Source organism: Afipia sp. GW821-FHT14H12, assembly GCF_058803465.1.
The window spans coordinates 1667764-1693585 of the sequence record NZ_JBXAOZ010000001.1 but is presented as its reverse complement, the minus strand read 5'-3'; the positions used below and the strand labels follow the sequence as shown (position 1 = coordinate 1693585).

The 25822-nt window shown below is 61.5% G+C and carries 24 protein-coding genes and 1 tRNA gene; 9 read left to right on the top strand and 16 right to left on the bottom strand.

Features of this window, described 5'->3' with window-relative positions:
- Window positions 1-29: 29 nt before the first annotated feature.
- Both AC1RNA_RS08405 and AC1RNA_RS08400 read left to right on the top strand, forming a co-directional pair.
- Entirely contained in the window at window positions 30-659 is a 630-nt protein-coding gene (locus AC1RNA_RS08405) for a TetR/AcrR family transcriptional regulator (RefSeq protein ID WP_009337143.1), read from the top strand.
- A gap of 137 nt (window positions 660-796) precedes the next feature.
- A complete protein-coding gene (locus tag AC1RNA_RS08400; RefSeq protein WP_009337144.1) occupies window positions 797-964 on the top strand; it encodes a hypothetical protein in 168 nt (55 codons plus the stop codon).
- A 6-nt stretch (window positions 965-970) separates the two neighbouring features.
- Here the strand turns inward: AC1RNA_RS08400 and AC1RNA_RS08395 are convergent, their stop codons facing one another.
- A complete protein-coding gene (locus tag AC1RNA_RS08395) occupies window positions 971-2179 on the bottom strand; it encodes an extensin-like domain-containing protein (protein WP_492950783.1) in 1209 nt (402 codons plus the stop codon).
- A gap of 124 nt (window positions 2180-2303) precedes the next feature.
- On the opposite strand from AC1RNA_RS08395, the gene AC1RNA_RS08390 reads away from it, so the two are divergent.
- Both AC1RNA_RS08390 and AC1RNA_RS08385 read left to right on the top strand, forming a co-directional pair.
- Entirely contained in the window at window positions 2304-3854 is a 1551-nt protein-coding gene (locus AC1RNA_RS08390) for a DUF4403 family protein (RefSeq protein ID WP_492950782.1), read from the top strand.
- Between the two features lie 196 nt (window positions 3855-4050).
- Window positions 4051-4572, top strand: a complete 522-nt coding sequence (locus tag AC1RNA_RS08385; protein ID WP_009337150.1) for a transglycosylase SLT domain-containing protein — start codon at window positions 4051-4053, stop codon at window positions 4570-4572.
- A gap of 33 nt (window positions 4573-4605) precedes the next feature.
- Here the strand turns inward: AC1RNA_RS08385 and AC1RNA_RS08380 are convergent, their stop codons facing one another.
- Genes AC1RNA_RS08380 through AC1RNA_RS08365 form a run of 4 tightly spaced genes read right to left on the bottom strand, consistent with a single transcriptional unit; the run spans window position 4606 to window position 10704 of the window.
- Complete coding sequence (locus AC1RNA_RS08380) at window positions 4606-5043, bottom strand: acyl-CoA thioesterase (RefSeq protein ID WP_492950781.1); 438 nt, start codon at window positions 5041-5043, stop codon at window positions 4606-4608.
- A 22-nt stretch (window positions 5044-5065) separates the two neighbouring features.
- Window positions 5066-7147, bottom strand: a complete 2082-nt coding sequence (locus AC1RNA_RS08375) for a 3-hydroxyacyl-CoA dehydrogenase NAD-binding domain-containing protein (protein WP_492950780.1) — start codon at window positions 7145-7147, stop codon at window positions 5066-5068.
- 9 nt (window positions 7148-7156) lie between these two features.
- Complete coding sequence (locus AC1RNA_RS08370; RefSeq protein ID WP_492950779.1) at window positions 7157-8440, bottom strand: acetyl-CoA C-acetyltransferase; 1284 nt, start codon at window positions 8438-8440, stop codon at window positions 7157-7159.
- Complete coding sequence (locus tag AC1RNA_RS08365) at window positions 8440-10704, bottom strand: acyl-CoA dehydrogenase (RefSeq protein WP_048756856.1); 2265 nt, start codon at window positions 10702-10704, stop codon at window positions 8440-8442. Before AC1RNA_RS08365 ends, AC1RNA_RS08370 begins: the two co-directional genes overlap by 1 nt.
- A 374-nt stretch (window positions 10705-11078) precedes the next feature.
- On the opposite strand from AC1RNA_RS08365, the gene AC1RNA_RS08360 reads away from it, so the two are divergent.
- Window positions 11079-11294: a CsbD family protein gene (locus tag AC1RNA_RS08360; protein WP_009337156.1), complete on the top strand. Its 216-nt coding sequence runs from the start codon at window positions 11079-11081 to the stop codon at window positions 11292-11294.
- Window positions 11295-11352: 58 nt separating this feature from the next.
- Here AC1RNA_RS08360 and AC1RNA_RS08355 read toward each other — a convergent pair whose 3' ends face one another.
- The 11 genes from AC1RNA_RS08355 to AC1RNA_RS08305 form a co-directional block, all read right to left on the bottom strand.
- Window positions 11353-11754 (bottom strand): carboxymuconolactone decarboxylase family protein, encoded by a 402-nt coding sequence (locus AC1RNA_RS08355; protein WP_492950778.1) that lies wholly within the window; start codon window positions 11752-11754, stop codon window positions 11353-11355.
- 18 nt (window positions 11755-11772) lie between these two features.
- The gene (locus tag AC1RNA_RS08350; protein WP_492950777.1) at window positions 11773-12579 is read right to left on the bottom strand and encodes an aminotransferase class IV; all 807 of its coding nucleotides are present in this window, start codon (window positions 12577-12579) and stop codon (window positions 11773-11775) included.
- Window positions 12576-14678 carry an aminodeoxychorismate synthase component I gene (pabB, locus tag AC1RNA_RS08345; protein WP_492950776.1) on the bottom strand — a complete coding sequence of 701 codons (2103 nt, stop codon included), beginning with the start codon at window positions 14676-14678 and terminating at the stop codon, window positions 12576-12578. Before pabB ends, AC1RNA_RS08350 begins: the two co-directional genes overlap by 4 nt.
- Window positions 14679-14959: 281 nt before the next feature.
- Entirely contained in the window at window positions 14960-16336 is a 1377-nt protein-coding gene (gene flbD, locus AC1RNA_RS08340; RefSeq protein WP_492950775.1) for a sigma-54-dependent transcriptional regulator FlbD, read from the bottom strand.
- A gap of 58 nt (window positions 16337-16394) precedes the next feature.
- Entirely contained in the window at window positions 16395-16754 is a 360-nt protein-coding gene (gene fliN / locus AC1RNA_RS08335) for a flagellar motor switch protein FliN (protein WP_009337161.1), read from the bottom strand.
- Complete coding sequence (locus AC1RNA_RS08330) at window positions 16751-17392, bottom strand: FliH/SctL family protein (RefSeq protein ID WP_009337162.1); 642 nt, start codon at window positions 17390-17392, stop codon at window positions 16751-16753. The genes fliN and AC1RNA_RS08330 overlap by 4 nt, the downstream gene beginning before the upstream one ends.
- On the bottom strand, window positions 17392-18483 hold the full coding sequence (gene fliG / locus AC1RNA_RS08325) for a flagellar motor switch protein FliG (RefSeq protein ID WP_009337163.1): 1092 nt from the start codon (window positions 18481-18483) through the stop codon (window positions 17392-17394). Before fliG ends, AC1RNA_RS08330 begins: the two co-directional genes overlap by 1 nt.
- A 3-nt stretch (window positions 18484-18486) precedes the next feature.
- Window positions 18487-20094 (bottom strand): flagellar basal-body MS-ring/collar protein FliF, encoded by a 1608-nt coding sequence (gene fliF / locus AC1RNA_RS08320; protein ID WP_040297689.1) that lies wholly within the window; start codon window positions 20092-20094, stop codon window positions 18487-18489.
- A 171-nt stretch (window positions 20095-20265) separates the two neighbouring features.
- On the bottom strand, window positions 20266-20541 hold the full coding sequence (gene sciP, locus AC1RNA_RS08315) for a CtrA inhibitor SciP (RefSeq protein WP_002714638.1): 276 nt from the start codon (window positions 20539-20541) through the stop codon (window positions 20266-20268).
- 172 nt (window positions 20542-20713) lie between these two features.
- Window positions 20714-21451, bottom strand: coding sequence for a flagellar hook assembly protein FlgD (locus AC1RNA_RS08310; protein ID WP_048755682.1), 738 nt, complete (start codon window positions 21449-21451; stop codon window positions 20714-20716).
- Window positions 21452-21460: 9 nt separating this feature from the next.
- Window positions 21461-23086, bottom strand: coding sequence for a flagellar hook-length control protein FliK (locus AC1RNA_RS08305; protein WP_492950774.1), 1626 nt, complete (start codon window positions 23084-23086; stop codon window positions 21461-21463).
- A 249-nt stretch (window positions 23087-23335) separates the two neighbouring features.
- Between AC1RNA_RS08305 and mnmA the strand changes: the two genes are divergently transcribed.
- From mnmA to AC1RNA_RS08285, 4 genes are all read left to right on the top strand, one after another.
- Complete coding sequence (gene mnmA, locus AC1RNA_RS08300) at window positions 23336-24517, top strand: tRNA 2-thiouridine(34) synthase MnmA (protein WP_492950773.1); 1182 nt, start codon at window positions 23336-23338, stop codon at window positions 24515-24517.
- Between the two features lie 15 nt (window positions 24518-24532).
- A complete protein-coding gene (locus AC1RNA_RS08295; RefSeq protein ID WP_009337168.1) occupies window positions 24533-25171 on the top strand; it encodes a class I SAM-dependent methyltransferase in 639 nt (212 codons plus the stop codon).
- A 54-nt stretch (window positions 25172-25225) separates the two neighbouring features.
- Window positions 25226-25588, top strand: a complete 363-nt coding sequence (locus tag AC1RNA_RS08290; protein ID WP_492950772.1) for a hypothetical protein — start codon at window positions 25226-25228, stop codon at window positions 25586-25588.
- A gap of 96 nt (window positions 25589-25684) precedes the next feature.
- Window positions 25685-25761 (top strand) — tRNA-Met (locus AC1RNA_RS08285).
- Window positions 25762-25822 lie beyond the last annotated feature (61 nt).

Sequence of the window (25822 nt, the reverse complement as noted above, 5' to 3'; positions counted from 1 at the left end):
AATCCCCCTTGATGGATCAAACTGCACCTATGATTCCTACCCAGCCCCTTCCCGCCAATGACGAGGACAGCGCCAAGCGCCGCCAGATCGTCGAGGGTGCGCGCAAGGTATTCCGGGAACTCGGTTTTGACGCCGCCAGCATGGGCGAGATCGCCAAGGCGGCCGGCGTCTCCAAGGGCACGCTCTACGTCTATTTCGCGGACAAGCTCGCGCTGTTCGGCGCCATCGTCACCTGCGAGCTGCGCGATCAGGGCATCAACAAACTCGTCATTGATCCGACCGAGGACGTTGAAACGACCCTCAGAAAGTTCGGCCAGAGCTACATGGAAATGCTGTGCCGCCCGACCGGCGGCTCCACCATCCGCACCATGATGGCGATCGCCGAACGTATGCCTGAGCTTGGCCGGCGCTATTACGAGCATGTCCCCGCGTCGTGGCTCGGCAAGCTGGCGGAATACCTGAAGACGCGGGTGGCGAATGGGACGCTTGTCATCGAGGATTGCGATCTGGCGGCCGCGCAATTCATGCTGTCCTGCCAGGCCAGCCTGTTTCTGCCATTCATCTTTCAGGTGACGCCCGCGCCGAGCAGCGAGCGGATCGCCGAGGTGGTGGCCAGCGGGACCCGGATGTTCCTCGCCGCCTACCGCCGGCAATCCTGAGCCGCCCTGCTCCGCTCGTCTATTTCTGATCTGGTTCCAGGAATTTTCAAAAATTCTCGCGCGCGACCGCCTGCAAACGGCTGTGAAATTGGATTAGTCTAGTGTGCGGCTCACAGACCTTCGCAAGGAGATCGGGGATGAAACCGCTGACATGGTCCGAATTCCTGGCGATCTTCGTGGCTGCGTTCGTCACCGCCGTCTCGCTCAACCTGCTGTGGGGAAGCTACTCACAGGCGCGAATGGCGCATAACGAGCCGCTGTTTGCGCCCATCATGCTCGACAAGACCACACAGCTCGGCCCCTGAGAGCCGCTACCGAATGCGGCTTTCGTCCTCGATCGAGTCGCGGTCTTCTTTCGACAGCGGCCCATGGGCGAACGCGCGGCGCACCTTCTGTCCAATGGATCCCGTAATTCCAGGATCGCGATTGGCATAGCTGCGCCCCCCCGCGCGCGCAGCAACCTCCTCGCCCGACACGGCCGCCGGCTTGCAGATGATGCGCCCGCTCGCGCGGCGCATCAGATCGACGTGAATGTGATTGTAGTGATAGACGTTGGCGCCCGGCGCGAGCACGGTGTTGAACCGCTGACAGGCGGCGCCCTCAACGTCGCGCAGAAAGCCCTGCTCCTCCGGCAATCCCTTCCAGCCATGCTGCACCGAGATATAGCGTCCATCAGCCAGCGTGAATCCCGCGACATCGAGCGCGTTGCCGAACGCATGTTCCGAAATGTGCGCGTTGGGATTCCCGTTCATGCCGCGGCATGAATAGGCCGAGATCTGCTTGATCTCCACGACACGCGCGCCGAACCAGCGCATCGCCGCAGGCTGGATGGCTTCCGTTATCCAGCGATCGAGCGCGGAGACAATGGGACATGCGAGCGTCGCAGTCGGCTTCAAAGTGACATATCCGAAAGACGACACCGGATTGCCAACAGGGCCAAGCCGTTGCTGCGAATACGGCGGCGGTTGCTGCGCCCCCTGCTGGTACGGCGCATTTCGATAAGGCGCGCTTTGATAAGGTGCGGGCGAACCACCCGGACGGCTTTGCACGGCTTCTTCATGCGCCATGTCGTCTTCACCATCGGCCGGTGATGTTGCCTGAATATTCAATGGCACCGGCTCGCCGGACGGCACATAACCAGTAGGCGCGGATGAATAGGCCGGGCGCTGATACGAAGACGGCTGCTGATACGACGGTGAAGGCTGGGCAACCGGCCAGCGCGGCTGGCCCGCGATCGAGCCCGGCGGCCGCAGATCGTCGGCATAACCGAGCGAACTGTTGCTTTCACCGAGCGCGCTGACCTTCAGCGGAAATTCCGCGCCGCAAACCCCCGGCCCGGAAATCGGACTGATGCGCACAACCTCGGCGCTTTCCTTGACCTCTCCGGTCTTCAGGCATGCCTGTTCCGCCTCGGCTCGCCAGGGTTCGCGCTCTGCGGTTTGGAAAAAACCGCGACCGCAACCCGCCAGGGAGACAAGGGCAAGGGAGCCGACGAGATACAAACTCACTCCACGCGCCATGCGCGGGAGAGTCCGCGAATAAACTTAAAGACTTATCAACGACTTGCTTTTCAGATTCTTTTAACCACGATGGGCGCGTTCGGGCCCCGCTGCGGGCAAATCATCTCAATCAACAACGGACATTATGCGCTTCAAACCCCTCGCGGCTGCGATCCTGATCCTGGCCGGCTCTTTCTTCATCAGCCTCGAGGTGATGGACTGGATATGGCCGCCGCGCGCATCGAAGCCTGCGCTCGTCAAGCTGCCGCCGCTGCCATCTGCAACTCGTAAATCCGAATTCGTGGCGCCGATCACCATTCCGCTTGGTGTGATCGCTTCGGCGCTCGATCGTGCCGCGCCGCGCGATTTCAGCGGCAAGGCCGACAATCCGGCCAGCCAGATTCTGACCGATGCCGACCTCAACTGGCACATCACGCGCGGCAGCATCACCGCGAGCGGCGAACAGAACGCGCTGACCGTATCCACCCCGCTCAATGGAAAGCTCACCGTAACCGGATCACTCTCCACCGCCGCAGGCTCGCCACTCAACAACACGCTCGGCAGTCTGTTCGGCGCGAAAAACGCGCAGAAGCTCGGCAACATTTCCATCAAGTCGCTGAACGCAAGCGCCGCGATCAACGGCACCGCGACCGCGACCGCGCGCCCCCGCCTCACACCCGATTGGCATGTCGATCCGCAACTCACCGCGCAGGTGGCCCTCGCCAACAACAGCCTCTCTGTTGCCGGCGCAAAGGTCGCCGTCCCCGCCCAGATCAAGCCGGTCATCGACAAGACCGTGAACGAACAAGTGGTGCGCCTGCAACAGCGGCTACGCAACGACGAGGGTTTCCGCCGCGCAATGCAGCAGCAATGGGCACGCGCCTGCAAATCGATCGCGCTGCCTTCGCCCGCGCCGGGCGCGCCGCCGCTGTTCCTGGAAATGCGGCCGATCAAGGCCATGGCGGCGCAACCGCAGATCGATAGCGCCGCAGTCAAACTCGCGGTCGGCCTGCAGGCCGAAACACGGATCGTCGACAAGCCGACAACCCCGCAATGCCCCTTCCCGCAAACACTCGACATCCAGCCAGCGCTCAATGAGGGGCACGTCAACATCGGCGTTCCAATCGATATCCCATTCGTCCAACTCGGCAAGATCGCCGAGGCCGAACTCAAGGGCCGCACCTTTCCGGAAGATGGCAGCGGCGCAATCGCTGCCCGCATCAAGAGCGTCGACATCGATGCCAGCGGCAACCGCCTTCTGGTGTCGCTGCTGGTCCATGTGAAGGAAAAGGCAAGCTGGTTCGGGCTTGGCGCCGACGCCACCGTGCGAATCTGGTGCCGTCCCGTGCTCGATGCCGACGCTCAGGTTCTTCGCCTGACCGATTTGTCGGTCGCCGTCACATCCGATGCCGCCTTCGGCCTGTTCGGTGCGCTCGCGCAACGCGCCGCGCCTTATCTGCAGCAGGCATTGCAGGAGCATGCGACGATCGATCTAAAACAGATATCATCCGGCGCACAGCAAAAGCTCGCCGGTATCATCGACGGCCTCAAGACCGAGCAGAACGGCGCCAGGGTCAACGCCAGCGTGAGCAGTGTGAGACTCGGTGAAGTCTCGTTCGACTCCTCAACGCTGCGCGTGATCGCCGAGGCGACAGGAACGCTCAACGTCACCGTGACCCAATTACCCTCGCTGTAAGCGCCTTCCTGTGCGGGTTCCATTGTAATGGATGGGCCAAATGACTGGTTCCGCAGCCATCTTTCGATGACATGATATCTCCACATTATCGGAGCAATCAGGCCGCATCCGCGCGTCGCCCCTGAGGGACGCAATCGTTCGCGCATCTGGCCATGGGCCTGCCGAACCAAATTCATCGAACCCAAGGATTTTTGACATGAAAAGATTTGCGCTCGCCGCGGTTGCGGCGTTGTCGGCGATTCCGTTTGCTCATGCCGAAGGCGAATCCTATCGCGCCATGGTGGAAAGCCATGCCGCCGCCGAGGGTGTTCCGGCAGAACTCGTTCATCGGGTCATTATGCGCGAGAGCCGATACAATCCCCGCGCCGTTCATGCGGGAAATTACGGCATGATGCAGATCAAGCTGCAGACTGCACGCGGCCTCGGCTACACCGGAACGGCGCAAGGCCTGCTCGATCCTGAAACAAACCTCACTTATGCGGTGAAATATCTCGCCGGCGCCTATCGCGCCGCGCATGGCAACCACAACCGCGCCGTCGCCTACTATGCCGGCGGATATTATTATGCCGCCAAGCGTCAGCGCTTGATGGAAGCGAACGCAGCCATGCTACCGAATTCCGGGCTTGCGCCTGCGCTGGACATTACACCGCCGCAATATGCCACGCCGGTGCGGTACGTTGATCACCGGCGTCATCGCCATCACCGTCACCATCGCTGACCGACAACAGCCGATCAGCATAACCGGACTGTTTCAAACAGGCTTATGCCGCGCGATCGGCTGCGGCTGTCCCTTTTCGTCAATGGCGACGTAGGTGAAATTGCCATCGGTCACCAGAATGATGCCCATCTCGTTGCGCCGCTGCACCCATGCTTCGATGTGCACGGTGATCGAAGTGCGCCCTACGCGGACCTGCGTGCCGTACACCGACACCAAATCTCCCACAAACACCGGCTTGCGGAACGTCATCGCCTCAATGGCGACCGTGACATTGCGCGCCAGCGTCGTCTTGTAGGCGAACACGCTGCCCGCAAGGTCCATCTGGCTCAACAGCCAGCCACCGAAAATATCACCGTTCTGGTTGGTGTCGGCCGGCATCGCGATGGTGCGGACACACAGTTCACCTTGGGGCGCCGAGTCGTCCAATACGATCGATCTGATTTCATGACCCGTCACAGGGGTTTCTGTCATGTGATACTCTATTCCTTGAAGATCAGCGGAATGTTGCCCAGCCGGCATCCGGCTTGAAGCGTTCTCCATATTTCGCCGCCAGTGCCGAAAGCGCATTGGCGACATTCTCCGGACCTCGCTCACGCGCATAATTCAGCGGTCCGCCGCGGAACGGCGCATAGCCGGTGCCGAAGATCATCGCGCCGTCCACCGTATCCGGATTATCGACGATACCCTCGCGCAAGCATGCGACGCAGACATTCGACATCGGCAGCACCAGACGGTCGGTCATGTCGGGCGTCGGATGAACATGCGCATGCCCCTTCTGCACACGGCCATCCTTCCATTCGTAGAAACCACGTCCGGTCTTGCGGCCAAGTTCGCCCTTGGCGACCTTTTCACGCAGCCATTCCGGGGCGGACGGAATGGAATCGCCGAGCTTGGCGCGCAACTCGTCGCCGACCGCAAGGCAGATGTCGAGACCGACCTGATCGGCGAGCTCGATAGGTCCCATCGGCATGCCGAACTTTTCTGCCGCCTCGTCGATGGTGAGCTTGTCGATCTTTTCGTCGAGCATCAGCAGCGCTTCCATCAGGTATGGCATCAGCGCGCGATTGACGAGGAAGCCCGGAGAGCTTTTCACGGGCAACGGCAGGCGATCGATACTGCCGACGAATTTCATGGCATTCGCGAGCGCTTCACGGTCCACCTGATCGTGACTGATGACCTCGACAAGTTGCAGCCGCGAGACCGGATTGAAGAAGTGGATGCCTAGCAGCCGCTCCGGCCGTTGCAGCGAGGTACGCAGTTCCTCCAGCGGAATGCTCGATGTGTTGGTCGCCAGAATGGCCTCCGGCTTCATCACCTTCTCGAGCCCGGCGTAGATCGACTGCTTGAGCTGCAGCTTTTCCGGCACCGCCTCGATAATGAGATCGGCGTGTTTGGCGCCCTCACCTGTCATATCCGGGATCAGGCGATCCAGTTCGTCACGTTGGCCGATACGGCTGCGGGTGATTTTTGAGAACAGATCGGACGCGCGCTTCATCGCGCCAGCGATTGCCGCCGACTGCATGTCGGCCAGCGTAACGCGCAATCCCTGATGCGCGCACCACGAGGCGATGTCGCCCCCCATCGCGCCCGCACCGATGACATGAACATGCTTGATCTGGCTCTTGCCGCCCGCAAGCTTCTTCATCTCGTCGCGCAGGAAGAACACGCGGATGAGATTTTGCGCGGTCGGCGTCACCATCAATTTCGCAAAAGACGGCTTTTCGGCCAACAACATGTCCGCGCGATTGCCGCCGTGCTTTTCCCACAGATCGATCAACGCGTAGGGTGCCGGATAATTCTCCTGCGGCGCCTTCTTGCGCGTCTCGGAGCGCATGCGAGAGGCCAGCAGGCCACGAACCGGGCCGAAGTTCATCACCTTGGGCAGCATCGAACGATTGCGCTTCAGGCGGCCGAAGATCGCATCCTTCACCGCACCACGCACATGGCGCTCTTGCGTCACTGCATCGACAAGACCGAGCGATTTCGCCTTGCGGGCATCGACATTCTTGCCCGTCAGCATCATGGTCATGGCCTCGAGCGGGCTGAACAGATGCGTCGAGCGCGCCGTGCCGCCAAAGCCAGGATGCAGGCCGAGCAACACTTCGGGGAAGCCGAAGCGCGCGCCATCGATCGCGATCCGCATGTTGCAGGCGAGCACGACTTCCAGTCCGCCGCCGAGGCAGAAGCCATGGATGACAGCTACCGTCGGCAGCTTGATATTCTCAAGCCGGTTCAGGATTTCATGGCCACGCCCGAGTTGCTGTTCGACAAGGGCCGGATCGGACAGACCGCGAAATTCAGTAATGTCCGCGCCCGCAATAAACCCGGAACGCTTCGCCGAGCGGATGACGAGTCCGGCGGGACGCTCATTCTCCAGCGCGGTAAGAATTTGTGAGAATTCCTCCAGCACTTCGGTCGACAGCGTATTCGCACTCGCCCCTTCGCGATCGAACAACAGCCACGCAATGCCGTCTTCGTCGCGCGTCAGCTTGAAATGACGATAGGGCCCGGATGACGGCTGGGGGCCGAGCTCAAGGACGTGGTCCTTCATCACATTGAGGATTTTGCTGTCCATCGCCGTTTCCTAAACCGTCTCGATCAACATGGCGCCGCCGAGGCCGCCACCGATGCATTCCGTCGCAACGCCCCGCTTGGTGCCAAGCCGGTGCATCGCATTGACCAGATGCAGCACGATGCGGTTGCCGCTCGTGCCAACCGGATGGCCGAGACTGATTGCGCCCCCATCCACATTGAGCTTTGCCTGATCGATTTCGCCCGCGGCACCGTCGAGGCCGAGGATGTCGCGGCAGAATTTGTCGTCCTTCCAGGCCGCGAGACAGGCGAGCACCTGCGAGGCGAACGCCTCGTTGATCTCCCAAGTCTCGACGTCCTGAATCGTCATGTTGTTACGCTTAAGCAGCCGGTTTGACGACAGCACCGGGCCGAAGCCCATCACGGTTGGATCGAGCCCCGACCAGGCGCTGTCAACGATGCGCGCTTTCGGCTTCAGCCCGTATTTATTGACCGCATCTTCCGAAGCCAGAATGGTCCAGCAAGCGCCGTCGGTGATCTGCGAGGAATTGCCCGCCGTCACCTGTCCCCACGGCCGCTCGAATGCAGGCTTCAGCTTGGCGAGCTTCTCCACCGAGGAATCGGGCCGCACGCCATCGTCGTGATCGTAGAACTTGCCCTTGCGGTCAAAGGCGGTTTCGACTTCGCCCTTGAGATAACCCTGCGCCTGCGCGTTGGCGAGCCGCTTGTGGCTTTCCACCGAATAGGCATCGGCCTGCTGGCGCGTGATGCCCATCAGATGCGCGATCACTTCCGCAGTCTGCCCCATATTCAGGTCGGTCACGGGATCGGTCAATCCACGTTCCAGCCCGATGATCGGCTTGAAGTAAGACGGCCGCAATTTGAAGAATGCCGCGAGTTTCGCGAGCGTGGTGCGCGCCGAAGCCATGCCTGCGAACCAGCGCACACCCGTCTGCGGAAACACCAGCGGCGAATAGCTCAACGCTTCCGTGCCACCCGTAAGAATCATGTCGGCCTGCCCGGCTTGAATATAGCGGTAGGCGGTGTCGATCGACTGCATGCCGGAGCCGCAATTGATCTGCACGCCGAAGGCGACCATGTCCTCGCCCATGCCGAGCCGCAGCGCCGCGACACGCGCCGGGTTGACCTCGTCGGCGATGGGGCTGACGCAGCCAATAATGACCTGATCGAATTCGGAGGATTTGAAAGGCTGGCGAGCAAGAAGCGGCCGCCCGGCCTGCACCGCCAGATCAACTGGCGTGAACGGACCCGGACCGCCCTGCGCCTTCAAGAACGGCGTACGGCTGCCATCGATAATATAGACAGGACGGGACATCAGCTTGCGGCCCTTTCCGCCGTTGCGGTGGCAGGATGGTTCTGACGGTAGATCGGAGACAGGGCTTCCGGCGCGAAGTCATCGACCTCGATCACCTTCGCCACGGCTTCTTGCGCTGTCTTGATTGCTTCCACATCCGCCGCCGTGATGATGCCGCGCGAAGCGGCCTCCTGCCAGTCGCGAATATGAGCGGCACGCATTTTCTTTTCAATTGGCTCATTGGCGGTGACGAGCAGGAAAGCGCGCTCCAGCCGTGCCAGCGGCCCGTCGTCGTTCGCGCCAGCATGATAAAGGCCCGCCGTGAGGCGATCGCGCTCCGGCGAGGGCGACAGGATCATCTGCGCGCACTGATGCACGACCTTGTCGGACGGGCCCAACGCGTTCGATCCGAGCGGCTGCACAACAAATTTCAAGAGCCACGCCACGGGCCGGTTCGGCAGGTTCGCCAGCACTTCGGCGAAACGCAGCTCCATGGTGCGGATGCCGTTCGCCATTACCCAGCGCAGCGCGGGCAGATCGGCGTCCTGACGCCCTTCGTCTTCCCAGCGCTTCAGGGCGGCCGACAACAGATAAAGCTCGGAGAGAATGTCGCCGAACCGCGCCGACAGCATTTCCTTGCGCTTCAGCGCGCCGCCGAGCGTGAGAAGAGCCATATCAGCGCACAGCGCGAACGCGGAGGAATAGCGCGAGAGCTGGCGATAATAACCGGTCGCGGCTCCTGCATCGGGTGCCGGCGCGAACAGGCCGCCGGTCCAGCTTCGGCCCCAGGCCCGGAACAGGTTTGTGAAGGCGTGGCCGACATGCTTCCAGAACGATTGATCGAACGCGTCCAGCCCGGCCTGCTGATCCGGGTTGCCGATCGCGTTGATCTCTTGAAGCAGATAGGGATGCGCGCGCGTCGCGCCCTGCCCAAACACGATCAGATTCCGCGTGAGAATGTTGGCACCTTCCACCGTAATCGCCACCGGCACCGAACGGTAAAGGTTGCCCATGTAGTTCTGCGGGCCTTCAATGATCGCCTTGCCGCCATGAATGTCCATCGCGTCATCGACGACGATCCGCAGCCGCTCGGTCGCATGCAGCTTCATGATGCCGGAAATGACGGCGGGATGCTTACCCTGATTGAGCGCCGCGCAGGTCAGCCGCCGCGCGGCATCAAGCTGATAGGCCGTGCCCGCGATACGCGCGAGCGGCTCCTCGATGCCCTCGAACTTGCCGATCGGCACCTTGAACTGTTCGCGGACGCGCGCGTAGGCGCCCGCATTGCGTGCGCAGTAAGCCGCCCCCGAAGCCGACTGCGATGGCAACGAAATGCCGCGCCCCGCCGCCAGCGCGCTCATCAGCATCTTCCAGCCCTGGCCGATCCGCGCCTGCCCGCCGATGACGTAGTCCATCGGAATGAAAACGTCCTTGCCCCAGTTTGGGCCATTCTGAAACACCTGCATCGCAGGCAGATGACGATGGCCGATGGTGACGCCGGGCAAATTCGTCGGGATCAGCGCGACGGTGATGCCAAGGTCCTCCGCTCCGCCCAGAAGGTGGTCGGGATCGCGCGCCTTGAAAGCAAGACCGAGCAGCGTCGAGACGGGGCCCAGCGTAATGTAGCGCTTGTGCCAGTTGAGCCGAAGGCCGATCACCTCCTGTCCCTCGAACGTGCCCTTGCACACGACGCCGGTGTCGGTCATCGACGCGGCATCCGAACCCGCCTCCGGGCTGGTGAGGCCGAAGCAGGGAATTTCGCGGCCAGCCGCCAAGCCCGGCAACCATTTATCCTGCTGCGCGCGGGTGCCGAATTTCATCAGCAATTCGCCCGGCCCGAGCGAATTCGGCACCATCACGGTGACGGCGGCGGCAATGGAACGCGAGGAGATTTTCCGGATCACTTCCGAATGCGCGAAGGGCGAGAAGCCCAACCCTCCGAATTCCTTCGGGATGATCATGCCGAGAAACTTGTTGGCCTTGATGAAGGCCCAGACTTCGGGCGGCAGATCGCGCCATTCCCAGTTGACCTTCCAGTCGTCCACCATGGCGCAGAGTTCTTCGACCGGACCCGCGAGAAACGCCTGCTCCTCATCCGTCAATTTCGCCGGTGCATTGGCCAGGAGCTTCGACCAGTCCGGGTTGCCGGTGAACAGGTCCGCATCCCACCATACATCGCCCGCTTCCAGAGCCTCGCGCTCGGTGTCGGACATCGCCGGAAGAACTTTGTGAGCCCACGCAAAGATCGGACGCGTCAGAACATCGCGGCGGAAGGAGAAGCTCATGGAGGCGTCCTTTTCGGTACGGGCAGAATAGCCCATCGGCGGACAAGAAGGCGGGACTTTGAAATATCAACAATATGAGCCTGGACTGCACTCTCCTTACAAATTCTCACCATCGATCCTGAATTGATCCCCGCGCGGCATCGAATCTCAACATCGTGAATGAGATTATACGAAGTCGGAGATGCTTTCAGGTGATCTTCCCCACCTGCAGCAGAGGTACGTTTTCTGCCGGCCCACGCGTCCTATACCGTGCATGCAAAATTCGGCCATTGCTTTTCATGTTCCCCCGATTTTTCATTTATTTCAGATTGTTAGGCAGGAACGTGCACGGCGCCCCGGTGTTTCCCCCACGAACCTCAAGCAAGGAGTTTGCAATGGGTAGCACCACCGACAAGATTAAGGGCAACGCCAACGAAGCCATCGGCAAGGCCAAGCAGGGAATCGGCGAAGCCACCGGCTCGGATCGCCTGCAGGGCGAAGGCGCGATGCAGGAAGCCAAGGGCCACGTCCAGAAAGCGGTCGGCGATGCGAAGGACGCAGCCAAGGAGGCCGTGGACAAGGCCGCCGCCGCGGCCAAGCGCAACCTCTGATCGCGCGATCAACCTGACGATAAAGCCGGCCTTCGGGCCGGCTTTATTTTGCTCGTTGTTATTTCCCCTCGCCTGACGGCAGCGCACCTGTTTCTTTCAGCACCTCGTGCGCCGTCTTGAAGGCCTCAAGGCCCGCCGGCACGCCGCAATAGGTGGTGGCGTGGATCAGGATTTCCTTGATCTCATCCACCGTCACGCCATTGTTGAGCGCGCCTTTGACATGCAGCCGCAACTCGGCCGGCTTGTTCAACGCCGTCAGCATCGCGATGTTGATCATACTGCGCGTTTTACGCGACAGGCCAGGCCGGGCCCAGGCATGACCCCAACACCATTCAGTCGTAATGGTCTGGAAGGCCATCATGAAATCGTCGGCACGCGCGAGGCTGCCATCGACATAATCGGCGCCCAGCACCTCGCGCCGGACCTTTAGCCCGCGATCGAACTTCTCACTCCGTGCCATTCATCATCTCCCGATTAATTATGGTGTCTCATAAAGTGCAGCAACGGGCTCTTCATCGATGCATGGCGGAAGCTTTCTGCCTTCGATCTCGATGATGTCGTAACATCCAAGACTGTTGCTGATGAACGCGGCATCGACAGAACGCAGATCGGTCTCTGTAAGCGAGGCCTCCCTTGCGCTTATCTGCCCGAGAATTTTTGCGCGCGCGATACCGGGAAGAATTCCATCGTTCACAGGCGGCGTGACCCACTCGCCTGCAACCCGCGCGAACAGGTTTCCGACCGTGGCGCAAACGGCGTGGCTACGCGTGTTTAGCATCAACGCATCGGTTGCACCGCGCACCAAAGCCTCACGCCGCGCCAGAATATTGTCCCCGTAATTAAGTGACTTGATCTGTGATAGCGGTGAGTATTCGTTACGCTTGGTCGATCGCGCAATCACTACCCGTTGCGGCGCTCCGAGCGTAGCTGTGGGGGCGCAGGTCATCAGCAGCGTCGGCATCACCTTCTCTGCAACCCAGAGCCCGCGCTTTATCGCCGGGCCCCGGGTCAGAGTGATGCGAACTGCACTTCGTGGAAATCTGTTTTCGCGCAACAGCCCGGTGACGGCTGATTCAAGCGCCCGATCATCAAAGTCCACAGAGAGAGCAAGCACGGACGCACCTTCGCGCAGACGGCGCAGATGCTCAGGAAGCCAGACAGGTTTTTCACCGACCCCGAGCAGCGTCTCGAAAATGCCATCCGCCAGCGTGAAACCACGATCCGCAATCGACAGCCACGCATCCTTCTCGTCGAGAAATGCTCCGTTGAGCCAGACCTGCGTCACGAGGCGTGCTCCTCGATCCGGGCCTGTGCGCGATCCGAGAGCCGATACAGGCCTTCATCAAACCGGCCGAACGCGGCCACGACCAGTGCCTGGATCGATGCCTGCGCTTTCAGCAGCATTTCGGCGTATTCCGCCTGCGGTATTGATGCCGCCACAACACCGCCGCCAACACCGATGGTGAAGCGGCCTTGCTCCACAACGATGGTCCGGATGACGATGGACAGGTCGGCTGCACCATCGTCACCGATCCATCCCAGCGCGCCCGAATAAATTCCGCGCGCGCGGCTTTCCAGCCGGTCGATGATTTCCAGTGTCCGCAGTTTCGGTGCACCCGTCATCGATCCACCGGGGAAAGCCGCCTGCAACAGATCGACCACTGCGCAATCGGGCCGCAACGTACCGCGCACCGTGCTGACAAGTTGATGAACAGTCTCGTAACTTTCCACGCCGAACAATTCACTGACGTGCACGGTGCCGGGCTCACAACAGCGCGACAAATCATTGCGTAGAAGATCAACGATCATCGCGTTCTCGGCGCGGTCCTTGCGACTCTGACGCAGCCCCTCGCGAAGCTCTTGGTCGCGGCGTGGATCATGATCGCGCCGCGCCGTGCCCTTGATCGGCTTGGTTTCGGCCTCGCCTTTTGTATCGGCCGACAAAAACCGTTCCGGCGAGGCACTCAGCACCGCGCCACCCGGCCAGCGCACAAACGCTGCGAATGGCGCCGGGTTGATCCTGCGCATCACGCGATAGACATCAAGCGGATCAAGGTCGGCCTCGCATGACAGTTCGTTGGTCAGGCAGACCTGATAGCTCTCGCCTTCCCGGATCGCATGCAGGCATTCCTCGACGCTGGCGCGATAGTCTCGCTCGCCTTTCGCCATGACGACATCGAGCGGCCTTGTGCCATGAGGGACGACAGAAGGCGGCGCTTGCAAACACGCGATGACGGATTCCATCTCATCCAGCCATTGCCGCGCGCGAAGTTCGTGCTCCGGCGCATCGATAGCAATCAGATAACTTTTGCCGTCAACGTGGTCGACGGCGATGAACCGATCGGCGCGGACCAGCAAGCTGTCGGGCGTTGACGCTTGGCGACGAACCCGCGATCCGCAATCCTGCTGCAATTCATAACCGAACCAGCCTACATACCCGCCCGTGAACGGGCACGGCGGCGGCGTTTGCGGCGACGCCTGTGGCTGCATTTTCAGATAATCGAAAATGTTGCCGCCATGACGGAAGCGTTCGCCGCCACGCTCCACCTCAACAAACCCATCCGCGCAATCATAGCTGACGATTTCCGCGTTCGGCCCCGATGCGTCGCCAAGATACGACCATCGCGACAGGCCGGGTTCAACAAGGCTGCTGTCGAGCCAGAAAGCATGGGGCGACGTGGCGAACAACGAGCAGAACGCCGCCTCCGTATCGAGCGCGCGCGGCAGTTCGCGCCAGAAGGCCTTCCACGTGCTGGAAGGCTGTGGCACGTCGCGAGGTCGTCTCGCCGAACGCCGCACAACACCCGCACTGCCGGACAAATCCCGGAAATTTTCCAGCAAGCGCCGCCCATGCTCGGTCAGAATCGATTCGGGATGAAACTGCACACCCCATTGCGGCTTCTCGCGATGCGCGATTGCCATCAGCAGACCGTCCTCGGTCCATGCGATCTCTTTCAGATGCGACGGCAACGGTAGCTCGATCATGAAGGAATGATAGCGTCCCGCCGCGAAAGGTGATGGCACGCCCGCAAATATCGGATCGCCATCATGGCGCACCAGCGACGCCTCACCATGCACCAGCGACGGCGCATACGCGAGTCTTCCGCCTGCCTCCATCGCCAATCCCTGAAAGCCGAGACACACGCCGAGCACCGGAACATTCGCCTTCAGTAACGCATCGCGCGACAGGCCAAAATCAGAGGCGCGATCCGGACGGCCGGGACCCGGCGAGATCACGATATTGCCGAACGGCTCTCTCGAAATTTCGTCCCACGTCGTGGCGTCATTCTTCACCACCACCGGCGCGGACTGATTGATGTCCGCAATCAGGTCGGCGAGGTTATAGGTGAAAGAGTCGTAGTTATCGATGATGAGGGTTTTCATCGCCGCCGAGGCAAAACTGCCATTGTGGTTTCCGCCGCACCCGATCCTGACCATGGCTTATATAATGGTCGGATCAGCTATCTCCGGCAGGCCGGCGCGGCATCATGACCGCCGGAAAGACCACCCAAGATCGCGGCAATTATGCGCCAAATCCACAACCCTCCGCAACACGGCGGTAGGCCTGCTCCCATGGGACGCGGCCCATTTCCTGTCATGTCCATAAGAAAAATGGCGGCCCACAGCCGCCATTTTGAACCGGTTGAGAATATCGGGAGCGGCATTCAGGCCGCAGCCACGCCGCGCATTTCGCCATTCCCCGGTGGCGGGATCGGCTGCCCTTCGTCGGCATATTCGTTGAGCTTGTTGCGCAACGTGCGGATCGAGATGCCAAGAATGTTCGCCGCATGGGTGCGGTTGCCAAGGCAATGCTTGAGCGTCTCAAGAATAAGGTCGCGTTCGACATCGGCCACGGTGCGCCCGACCAGCGCACGCGTCACCTGCTCGGCGGCGAACGTCGCATGCGCGACCACGGGCGCGGTCTTGGCAAGATCGAGCCGGTCTCCATCCGGCGACAGGATCGCCTCGGGGCCGATCTCGTCGCCCTGCGCCATCAACACCGAACGATGGATGGTGTTCTCAAGCTCGCGCACGTTACCTTGCCAGCGGTTCGCCGTAAGCACGTTCTTCGCCTCGGCCGACAGCGGGCGCACCGGCACGCCGTTGGCGTTGGCGTATTTCTGCGCGAAATGCTGCGACAGTTCCAGAATATCCGCCGGTCGCTCGCGCAGCGACGGGATTTTCAGGTTCACGACGTTGAGCCGGAACAGCAGGTCTTCGCGGAACGTACCCTCCTTCACCGCATCCGCGAGGTTGCGGTTCGAGGTGGCGATGATGCGGATATCGACCGGCACCGGCTTGGTGCCGCCGACGCGATCGATCACGCGCTCCTGGATCGCGCGCAGCAGCTTCGATTGCAGCCGCACGTCCATTTCCGAGATTTCATCGAGCAGCAGCGTGCCGCCGGTCGCTTCCTCGAACTTGCCGATGCGGCGTGCGATGGCGCCGGTGAACGACCCCTTTTCGTGCCCGAACAACTCGGATTCCAGAAGATGCTCCGGAATGGCCGCGCAGTTGATCGAGATGAACGGCTTCTTCGCCCGTGCCGAACGGCTGTGGACATACCGCGCCAGCACTTCCTTGCCGGTGCCGGACTCGCCGGTGATCATCACCGAGGCATCGGAGCCCGCGATCTGCTGCGCGAGCTTGACCACTCTCACCATCGCATCGTCGCGATAGATCAGATCGCGCGAGTCGTTGGCCACCGCGGCCAGCACCGCCGCAATGAGTTCCGGCTCCGGCGGCAGCGGGATGTATTCCTTCGCACCGGCATGGATCGCGGCAACCGCGGCGCGGGCATCATTGGTGATGCCGCAAGCGACGATCGGCACATGGATGTGTTCGGCCTCGAGCCGCATCACCAAATCCCGGATGTCAATGGCCACATCCACCAGCAGCAGGTCAGCGCCCTTGCCGCCGCGCACCACCCGCATCGCCAGTTCGATGTCCTCGGCGTGCGTCACGGTCGCGCCGTTGTCCATCGCGATCTTGGTTGCGGTTGTCAGTTGCCCCTTCAGGGTTCCGACGATGAGAAGCCGCATGATTTGCTCCTGTCAGTATCGCGCCATTTGCGGCGTTCGGTTTGATTTTCCGCGCGGTCTACGCGCGTTCCGCCTTGATGATTTCCGTCATGGTCACGCCGAGCTTGTCTTCCACGAGAACCACTTCGCCACGCGCCACCAGACGGTTGTTGACGTAAATATCGATCGCCTCGCCGACGCGGCGATCCAATTCGAGCACCGTGCCCGGACCGAGCTTCAGAAGATCGCTGACATCCATTTTCGAGCGGCCAAGCACCGCCGACACCTGCACCGGAACATCAAATACCGCTTCCAGATCGGAGGCGATGCGTGCGCTGCGCTCTTCCTCCTCCGAATAGGCCGCCTGATCGAGCGGCGGAGCTTCGGTCTCGTTCAGGTCCGGCAACGGCACCTGCCCCTGTCCATCAGTATCACTCATGAGTTTCTCCCGGCCGTATCTTCGGCCTGATTGCGAGCCGCCATGTAGCGCTCCACCAATTCACCGATCCTAGTATCCGTCGCGGCACGATCGAGCGTGCAACCACCGTCCGCCCATTCGATCTTGCAGTCCGAAATATCGATGTCCGGCTCCGCCAGAATCACCAGCCGCCCCTCGAACCCGCTGCGGCGCGCCAGATCCTCGATCCGTGTACGCGCGCGATCGTACAGCGCGTCGTTCACCCGGATCGCGATATGAGGCGTCGACGTCAGGTGCCGCAGGCAATCAGTAATCAGCGCCGTCATCTCCGCAAGCGGTTCGGCTGCGACAAGCTCGCTGCACAGTTTACGCGCCACCGCCACCGCCACATCCACGGCCTCGGTCTCGACCCGCCCTTCGACTCTCTTGAAATTCCCGGCAAGCGAACGCATGGCGATGGCAATTTCCTCCATGGCCAACGCCGAACGGCGGTCGCTCTCCACGCTCGCCTCTTTCTGCGCGGCCTGAAATCCATCGCGGAAAGCGCGCGCCTCGGCATCGGCGACCAGTTGGGCAATTTCCGCGCGCGAGGCCTGCCGCTCGGTATTCGCCGGAGCGGCAAAGTCCATGTCGAACAGGAATTTCGCGGGCGCGCTCATCAGTACACCAATTCATCGTCGGCACGATTCTTTTGCAGCATGATCTCACCCTTGGCGGCGAGATCCTTGGCAAGATTCACCAGAAGCGCCTGGGCTTCATCCACGTCACGCAACCGTACCGGGCCGGCAGCAGCCATGTCGTCCTGCAGCATCTTCGCCGCGCGGCTCGACATGTTGCCCATGAAGAATTCGCGCACGGCATCGTTGGCCCCCTTCAGCGCGACGCCGAGCTTGTCCTTGTCGACATGGCGCATCAGTGTTTGCGCAGAACCCGCATCGAGCTTGACGAGGTCGTCGAACGTGAACATCAGCGACTTGATGCGCTCGGCCGCCTCGCGGCTTTCCTCCTCCAACGCGGTGAGGAAGCGGGTTTCGGTCTGGCGGTCGAAATTGTTGAAGATTTCAGCCATCACCTCATGGGCGTCACGGCGGCGAGTCTGCGACAGATTGGACATGAATTCGGTGCGCAGCGTACTTTCGACACGCTCGATAACTTCCTTCTGCACCGCTTCCATGCGCAGCATCCGGTTTACGACATCGAGCGCCATATCTTCGGGCAGGATCGCCAGCACGCGCGCGGCATGTTCCGGTTTCAGCTTCGACAGCACCACCGCGACCGTCTGCGGATATTCGTTCTTGAGATAGTTGGCGAGAACCTCTTCCTGCACGTTGGAGAGTTTCTCCCACATGTTACGGCCGGCCGGGCCGCGGATTTCATCCATGATGCCGGTGACGCGTTCGGACGGCAGGTATTGCTGCAACAGGCGTTCTGTCGCATCGAAATTGCCCATCAGCGCGCCCGAAGCGGACATCCGCGAGACGAATTCGAGCAGCAAATCCTCGACCACATTGGCCTCGATGGTCCCGAGCGAAGACATCACTGCGGAGAGTTCACGCACTTCATCATCGTCCAGCAGCGACCAGACCTTGCTGCCATATTGCTCGCCCAGCGCCAGCATCATGATCGCCGCGCGCTTGGGACCGCTCAACGGCGCTGCTGCCGGCCCCGTACGCCCGCTCTGACGGCTCGCAAGCGTCGCGACGACACTGGCGATATCTTCTGGTTTCTGTTGAGCCGGAAGGGATGCCATGTTTTATGCCGGTTGCTCTGTCAGCCATTGACGGATGATGGAAACAGTCTCGTTTGGATTGCGGTCAGCCAGTTCGCCAACACGATGAACGGATTGCGCGTGGACCTGTCCCTGCACCTGCGCGACATCGATCATCTGCGCGGTGGCGGCGGTATGAACGGGCCCTGCGACGGCGGCGGGCTCGGCTTCGGGCAGCGCCGGCACCGAAGCGGGTGGCGGGTCTTCGGCCAACACGCGCTTGACGAGCGGGCGAACAACCATGAACACGACCACGATGGCGAGCAGCGACATCACGCCGAGCTCGATGAAATACATCACATCGTCCTTGGTGAACTGGAATACGCTCAGCCAGCCGGTCGGCTCCGGCAGCGGCACGGCCGCAGGCGCCTCGGCGAAGCGCAGATTGACGACATCGACCTGATCGCCGCGATTCTTTTCAAAGCCGATCGCCGAGCGCACCAGTGTAGCGATGCGCTCGAGGTCTTCCTTGCTGCGCGGCGCATAGACCATGTCGCCTTTTTCGTTCTTGGAATAAGTGCCGTCCACCAGCACGGCGACCGACACGCGCTGCACGCGCCCTGCTTCGGTCACTTCCGTCTTGGTGGTGCGGGAAATCTCGTAATTGTTGATTTCCTCGCTCTTCTTGCTCTGGTCCTTGCCCGCATTGGCTGCATTCTGCTGCTGGTTGCCGGGCATTTCGTTATTGACGGTGACCTGACCGTTCTGCCCGTTCGACGTCGCGGACGATTCCTCGCGCGTCTGGCTGGAGCGCAGCACGCGCCCTTCGGGGTCGAACTTGTCGGATGTCTCGGTGACCTTGTTGTAATCGAAATCAGCCGAGAGCTGGACACGCGCGCGGCCGGCGCCAACCACCGAGGTAACGATGCTTTCGATCTGCTTGCGTAGCCGGTTCTCATAGGCGATACGCCGCTCGTCCGCGCCGACATCGCCCATCCCGTTGGCATCACCCGACCCGTCCGCGAGCAATTGGCCATTCTCGTCGACGATCGAGACGCGCTGCGGCTTCAGGCCATTGACGGACGATGCGACGAGATGGCGGATGGCGCGAACCTGCTGCGGCTCGAGCGCCCCGCGGACACGAACCACGATCGCCGCTGAAGGCTCCGGTTTCTCGCGCGAGAACAGGGGCCGGTCCGGCAGCACCAGATGCACCCGCACCGCCTGGATGCGGTCGATGGACTTAATGGTGCGGGCAAGCTCGCCTTCGAGCGCGCGCAGATGATTGACGTTCTGGACGAAACTGGTCGAACCCAGCGTATCGGACTTGTCGAAGATCTCGTAGCCGACGCCGCCGCCCTTCGGCAGGCCGCCTTCGGCGAGCTTCATCCGCAGACGGGTGACCTTGTCTTTCGGCACCATGATGATGGCGCCGTCGTTCTTCAGCTCGTAAGGGATGCCCTGCCGGTCGAGCTCCTTCATGACGCCGGACGCGTCGTCGTAGCTCAGATCGGTATAAAGGGTGACCATCTGCGGAGCCGTCACCCGCAGGATGACGAACCCAAAAAAGCCAAGCAAGGCCATGGTCACGGCCAACATCGCCGCGAGCCGCCCTGCACCCATACCCCGAAGGAATGAAACCAGCCCTTGCAAAGACCACCCCAAAGATTCGGCCAAATCGGACCGACTGGGCAGAATTTGCCTAGGGATGGTTTCTAGATGGTTAACGCCGGTTAACAGCCTGGCAGAAATTGAGACATCCTCAAGCTCCGCTTCATGGAATGAAGCGGATTTTCGGAAAATCCCGGCTGCGGGCCGTTGGTGTTATTGGCGATATTGCTGGATTCGGGTGGTGCGCAGCCCGGCCAGACCGTGCTGGTCGATCGAAAACTGCCAGGACAGGAATTCGTCCACCGTCAGCGTATAGCGGCTGCAGGCTTCTTCCAGGGAAAGAAGGCCGCCACGGACGGCTGCGACAACTTCGGCCTTGCGGCGGATAACCCACCGTTTGGTACCAGGAGCCGGAAGATCAGCAATCGTCAACGGGCTACCATCAGGCCCGATGACATACTTTACCCTCGGGCGGTGGGGTTCTGTCATGGCGTACTCACAAACTCAAACTGCACTCGTGGGAACAAGGTACCCCGCGCCGCTTAAAATTTGCCTAAGCCTAAGCGTCGAATGCAGTTCTCCTGAAACCCGCCTCTCTCAACGACTAACCCCGCCTCCTGAGAGACGGGGTAGGAATTCTTAAACAATCAGATAACGGTACTTAGGTGCTGCTGTCGCCCGTGCCGCTTCCGGTGTCGGACGTGCCGCTGCGAACCACCCGCTTGATCTGGTCGATCGTGTAATTGTTGCCACCCATCGAGAGCAGCGCCGGGCTCGCCGTCATGTCCACGGAATCCACCACGCCCTGCACTTCGGTCGTCACCGTAACATCCTTGCCCGAAGTGTCCTTGCCGGTCACCGTCAGCTTGTAATTGCCGGCCGGCCATTGCGTCCCGTCATTGCCCTTGCCGTCCCACACAAAGCTCGCATTGCCCGCCGTCAACGAATAGCTGCCGGTATAGGCAGTTTCGCCATTCGGAGCTGAAATCGTCACGACGGCGTTGCAGTTGGCCGCCGCATTGAAATTCCAAGTCGCCGACCCATTAAAGGCGGCGGTCGAACCATCAACCGAGATGGTCTGGCCGACGAAGCTCAGCGCTTGCGTCGATTGCGCCGTTTTCTGTAGCGCCACCAGCGAACTCAATTGATCGTTGGCCTTCAACTGCTGCTCGACCTGGGCGAACTGCACAAGCTGCGCGGTGAACTGGTTGGTATCGAGCGGGTCGAGTGGATTTTGATTCTGCAACTGCGTGGTCAGCAGCGTCAGAAACGTCTGGAAGTTATCCGCGATGCCCGTGGAGCTTGAACTCGAACTGCTGCTGCTCGACGACGAACTTGTATTCGTCGTCGACGCGGGGGCCGATGTCACCGGTGTTGCTGTTGTCGCGTCAACCGACATGGCTTGTCCTCAAATGCTGATATCGACGCCGGAGCTCGAACCGGAAGACCGGCCGTAGCTCGCGCCCGCAGCCTGCGGCGTGGTTGAAACCTCTTCGGAGACGATCAGGCGTTGCGAATGGCGCCCCTGCCCGTTGTCGCCCTGACCTCCTTGCGGCGATTGATCGCGCAGGCTGAACTGCAACCCGCCATCGCCCGTCTTGAGGCCGGCATCCTCCAGCGCGCGCTGCAATTGCGGCGCATCCTTGCGCAGCATGTCGAGCGTCGCGGGTTGATCCACCGTGAGGTGCGAGGTCACCCGGCCGTGCTTGTCGACGTCGAGCCGCACATCGATGCGGCCAAGTTCGGCGGGATCGAGACGGATCTGGAAGCTAGTATTGCCCGCTGCCGCGCGCGTCGCGATGTCGACCGCGAGCCCATTGACCGGCACAGGAACGCTGGCAGCCTGCGCGGAGGCCGTTGGCCCCGCCGCCGTCACCGTGAATTGCTGTTGGGTTTGAGTCTGTTGTGTGGCGGGCGCTTGCAGATCGAGGGCTGCCTGGAAGCTGACATCCGGCTTCGAACTCTGGATATCGGCGCCGTGCCGATCATGCACGGGAGCCGTAGGTGCAGTCCCATTGTCCGCTTTCGTCGAAGCGGCATTACTCTTGCCATTATCCGCATTCGTGTCATCGGAGGAAGAAGCGGCAGGCTTATCGCCGGAAGGCTTGGCCTCGGCTCCGGTTTTTGTGCCGACCTCATCCGCATCGGCCGTTTTGGCCTGTGCTTTCGCCGACTTGCCATTCCCGATGCCCGCGACGGCCTCCGTCTTCACGACACCGGTGGAAGTTGGCGTCGCACCGGCTGTCGTAACCTGCTGCGACATGACGATACCGGTGGACAGCGCTGTTGCATCCGCGCCATCACCGGTCGCTGCCGGCGCAGCACCATCGGCAGATGCCTGCGCGTGATCGGTCTTCGATTTCTCGGAAGACGAATGTCCGGCCACGGGCTCGGTGCCCGGCTTGGCTGCGGTTGTCGTTGCGACTGCCTTTGCATCCGTACCGGCAGCGGCGTCTTTGGCCGAAGTTGCTGCAACGGCGACCACCGCCGAGACCCCTGTAGCAGGTGTCTCAGTCTCACCCGACCCATCGGATGATTTGCCATCTGGCTTGATAGCCGCCTCCGGCGTCGTCGCGGGAGTCGCGACTGCGACCGCATTCGGATTTGTCAGATCGGCCGCCGTTTGCTGGGTCTTGCCTGTATCCGCCGATGTCTCGTCAGATGCGCCGTCTTTCAGCTTGGGCTTGGATTTTCCCTCGGTCAGGCCGGTTTTCGCCGTAGCCGACCCCGCATGAGCGGACGGCTTCTTTCCTTTTTGACTGGAAACGCCGGTGCGCGGCGTGGCCTGCTGCGTATCCGCTGCATTGCCAGCATCGCTCCTGTCATCGCGCTTGGCAGGGCGATCGTTGCCACTTGCCTGCTGAGCTGCATTGTCCTGGGAAGACGGCGCGGGAGGATCACGATCGGCCGCCGATGTATTGCTATCGACCAGGGAACCGAAATCGTCCGCGGACCCGCCCTGATCCTGCCTGGGCGGGGTACGGTGGCTGTAAATCTGGGAATTGACGGCTGGATCGTGCGCAACGTTCAACACGGGACTGGTTCTCGCAAAGGTACCTACAGCTTTCTCAGCAAGGACCGGGCCAGCCTCAGTTTCTAAATATGTACAATAAAATCAATATCTTAAATTGCCGGACAGTCTTCCATCGGAGCCTTGTCAGGATGCTTTTTCTGCCTTCCGGCAAGTTTTGCCGGACGAAACCGTTCTAATTGCCACCCATCGTCCCCAACTATAATAAAGTAACCAGACAGGACGCGGCCTTCGCGCCCTTGGATCAATGCGATGCTCAACAGTCTCGACCTCGAAGGACCGCCGTCCGGCACGCGCGTGGTCGTCGCCATGTCCGGTGGCGTCGACTCCTCGACCACGGCTGCCTTGCTGAAGGCCGAGGGCTATGACGTCATCGGCATCACGCTGCAACTTTACGATCATGGCGCCGCGACCCACCGCAAAGGCGCCTGCTGCGCGGGACAGGACATTCACGACGCGCGCGATGTCGCCGAACGCATTGGCATTCCACATTATGTACTCGACTATGAGAGCCGCTTCCGGGAGTCGGTGATCGACCGCTTCGCGGAGAGCTACGTCCTCGGCGAAACGCCAGTGCCGTGCATCGAGTGCAACCGTTCCGTCAAATTCCGCGATCTGCTCACCACCGCGCGAGAACTCGGCGCCAAGGCGCTGGCCACCGGCCATTACGTCGCCTCGCGGCGTCAGGCTGACGGCTCGCGCGCCATGGTCTGCGCCGCCGATGCCGACCGCGACCAGAGTTATTTCCTGTTTGCGACGACGCAGGACCAGCTCAACGATCTGCGTTTCCCGCTCGGGGACATGACCAAGACCCAGACCCGCGAATTGGCGCGCCGTTTCGATCTGCCGGTCGCCGAGAAACACGACAGTCAGGACATCTGCTTCGTGCCGACCGGCCGCTATACCGACGTGATCGAGCGCATGAAGCCGAATGCTCTGCAGCCCGGCGACATCGTCGATCTGCGCGGCCGCGTTCTCGGCCATCATCAGGGCATCGTGAACTTCACGATCGGCCAGCGCCGCGGCATTGGCATTGCAGCCGCCGAGCCACTTTACGTCGTTGCGCTCGACGCCGCATCGCGCAGAGTCATCGTCGGCCCGCGCGCCGCGCTGCGCAAAAGCGTCATCACCCTGCGCGATATCAACTGGATCGGCGACGGCTCATTCGAGCGCGCGGCAACCGAAGGTCGCGATCTCTACATCAAGGTGCGCTCGACCCGTCCGCCTCAGGCGGCCCATCTGCGGATGAATGGCGATCATTGCGAAGTCGAACTTCTCGCCGGCGAGGAAGGCATCTCGCCCGGACAGGCTTGCGTGTTCTACGATGCACCGGCAGGGCAGGCGCGCGTGCTCGGCGGCGGGTTCATCACGCACGCTTTCAATCACGGCGACAAAACGGATTTCCAGCACCTTGCGGCCTCCGCCGCGATCTAGAGGTTTCGAACCATCGTGGGTAACGACATCGATCGCGCCGGAGTGGCGAAGGCTTATGCCGCTTGGGCCCCGATCTACGATCTCGTCTTCGGGCAAGTCTTCGATGCCGGACGCAAAGCCACGATCGCACTGGCCGACCAGATCGGCGGACGTATCCTCGATGTCGGTATCGGCACCGGCCTGTCGCTGACCGACTATTCGCGCACCACGAAAATCTGCGGCGTCGACATTTCGGAGCCTATGCTCCGCAAAGCTCGCGAACGCGCCCGGACGCTCAACCTGACCAACGTGGAAGCCCTGTCGGTGATGGACGCCAAGCATCTGGCATTCGCGGACGGCACCTTCGACGCCGTGGTCGCGCAATATGTCGTCACCGCCGTGCCCGAGCCCGAAGCCACGCTCGATGATTTCGTGCGCGTGCTGAAGCCTGGCGGCGAGCTCATTCTCGTCAACCACATCGGCGCGGAAGGCGGCCCTCGCAAACTTTTCGAGTTGGCCTTCGCGCCGCTGGCGCGGCGGCTGGGCTGGCGGCCCGAGTTCCCCTGGGCACGCCTCGTCAACTGGGCAGCCCGCCACGGCGGCATCGATCTGATCGAGCGGCGACCAATGCCGCCGATGGGGCATTTTTCCCTGATCCGTTACCGCAAGCTCTGACTTCGCGCCGGAACATCCGCGGGCCGGAATCGTTCAGCCGTCATGCGGATATCCATGACTTTCGGTGCGATGATCTGTGTGCTGGCGGCCATGCCTGCACGCATGTTTGCCCAGGCCGCACCTGCACCCGCGACACCGCCGGCGCAGACGGCACCGCCCCATCCTAATCGTGCAACGACCGGCTGCGCACCTACTCAGATTTCGCCGAAAGAAGGCCGTGTCCAGTCGTCGAATCCGAAGAGCGAAACTGGCAGACCGCTCGGCGACACGCTCGCCCAATCAGACGGGGTGCTGTGCCCTCCTGCTGGCGTCGACCCCGAGATGCACGCGCCGACTCCAAACCCACCCAGCAGTTCCATGCCGGTGATCCCTCCGCCCGGCAGTCCGGGCGGCAATCCGAACGTGCGGCCGAAATGATGCGTTTTCGGAGCTTTCTCTTGCTTGACAGCCATTTGCCTCCCTCTTTATATGCGCCATTCGCGGGTGGCCGGTCACATCGGCCATGCGGATTTTGGCGAGGTAGCTCAGCTGGTTAGAGCACGGGAATCATAATCCTGGGGTCGGGGGTTCGAGTCCCTCTCTCGCTACCACCTTCGTCGGCTTTCCAAAAATCCTTGAAATTCATCGCACTCGCCCAATCAGGGGTTCGAG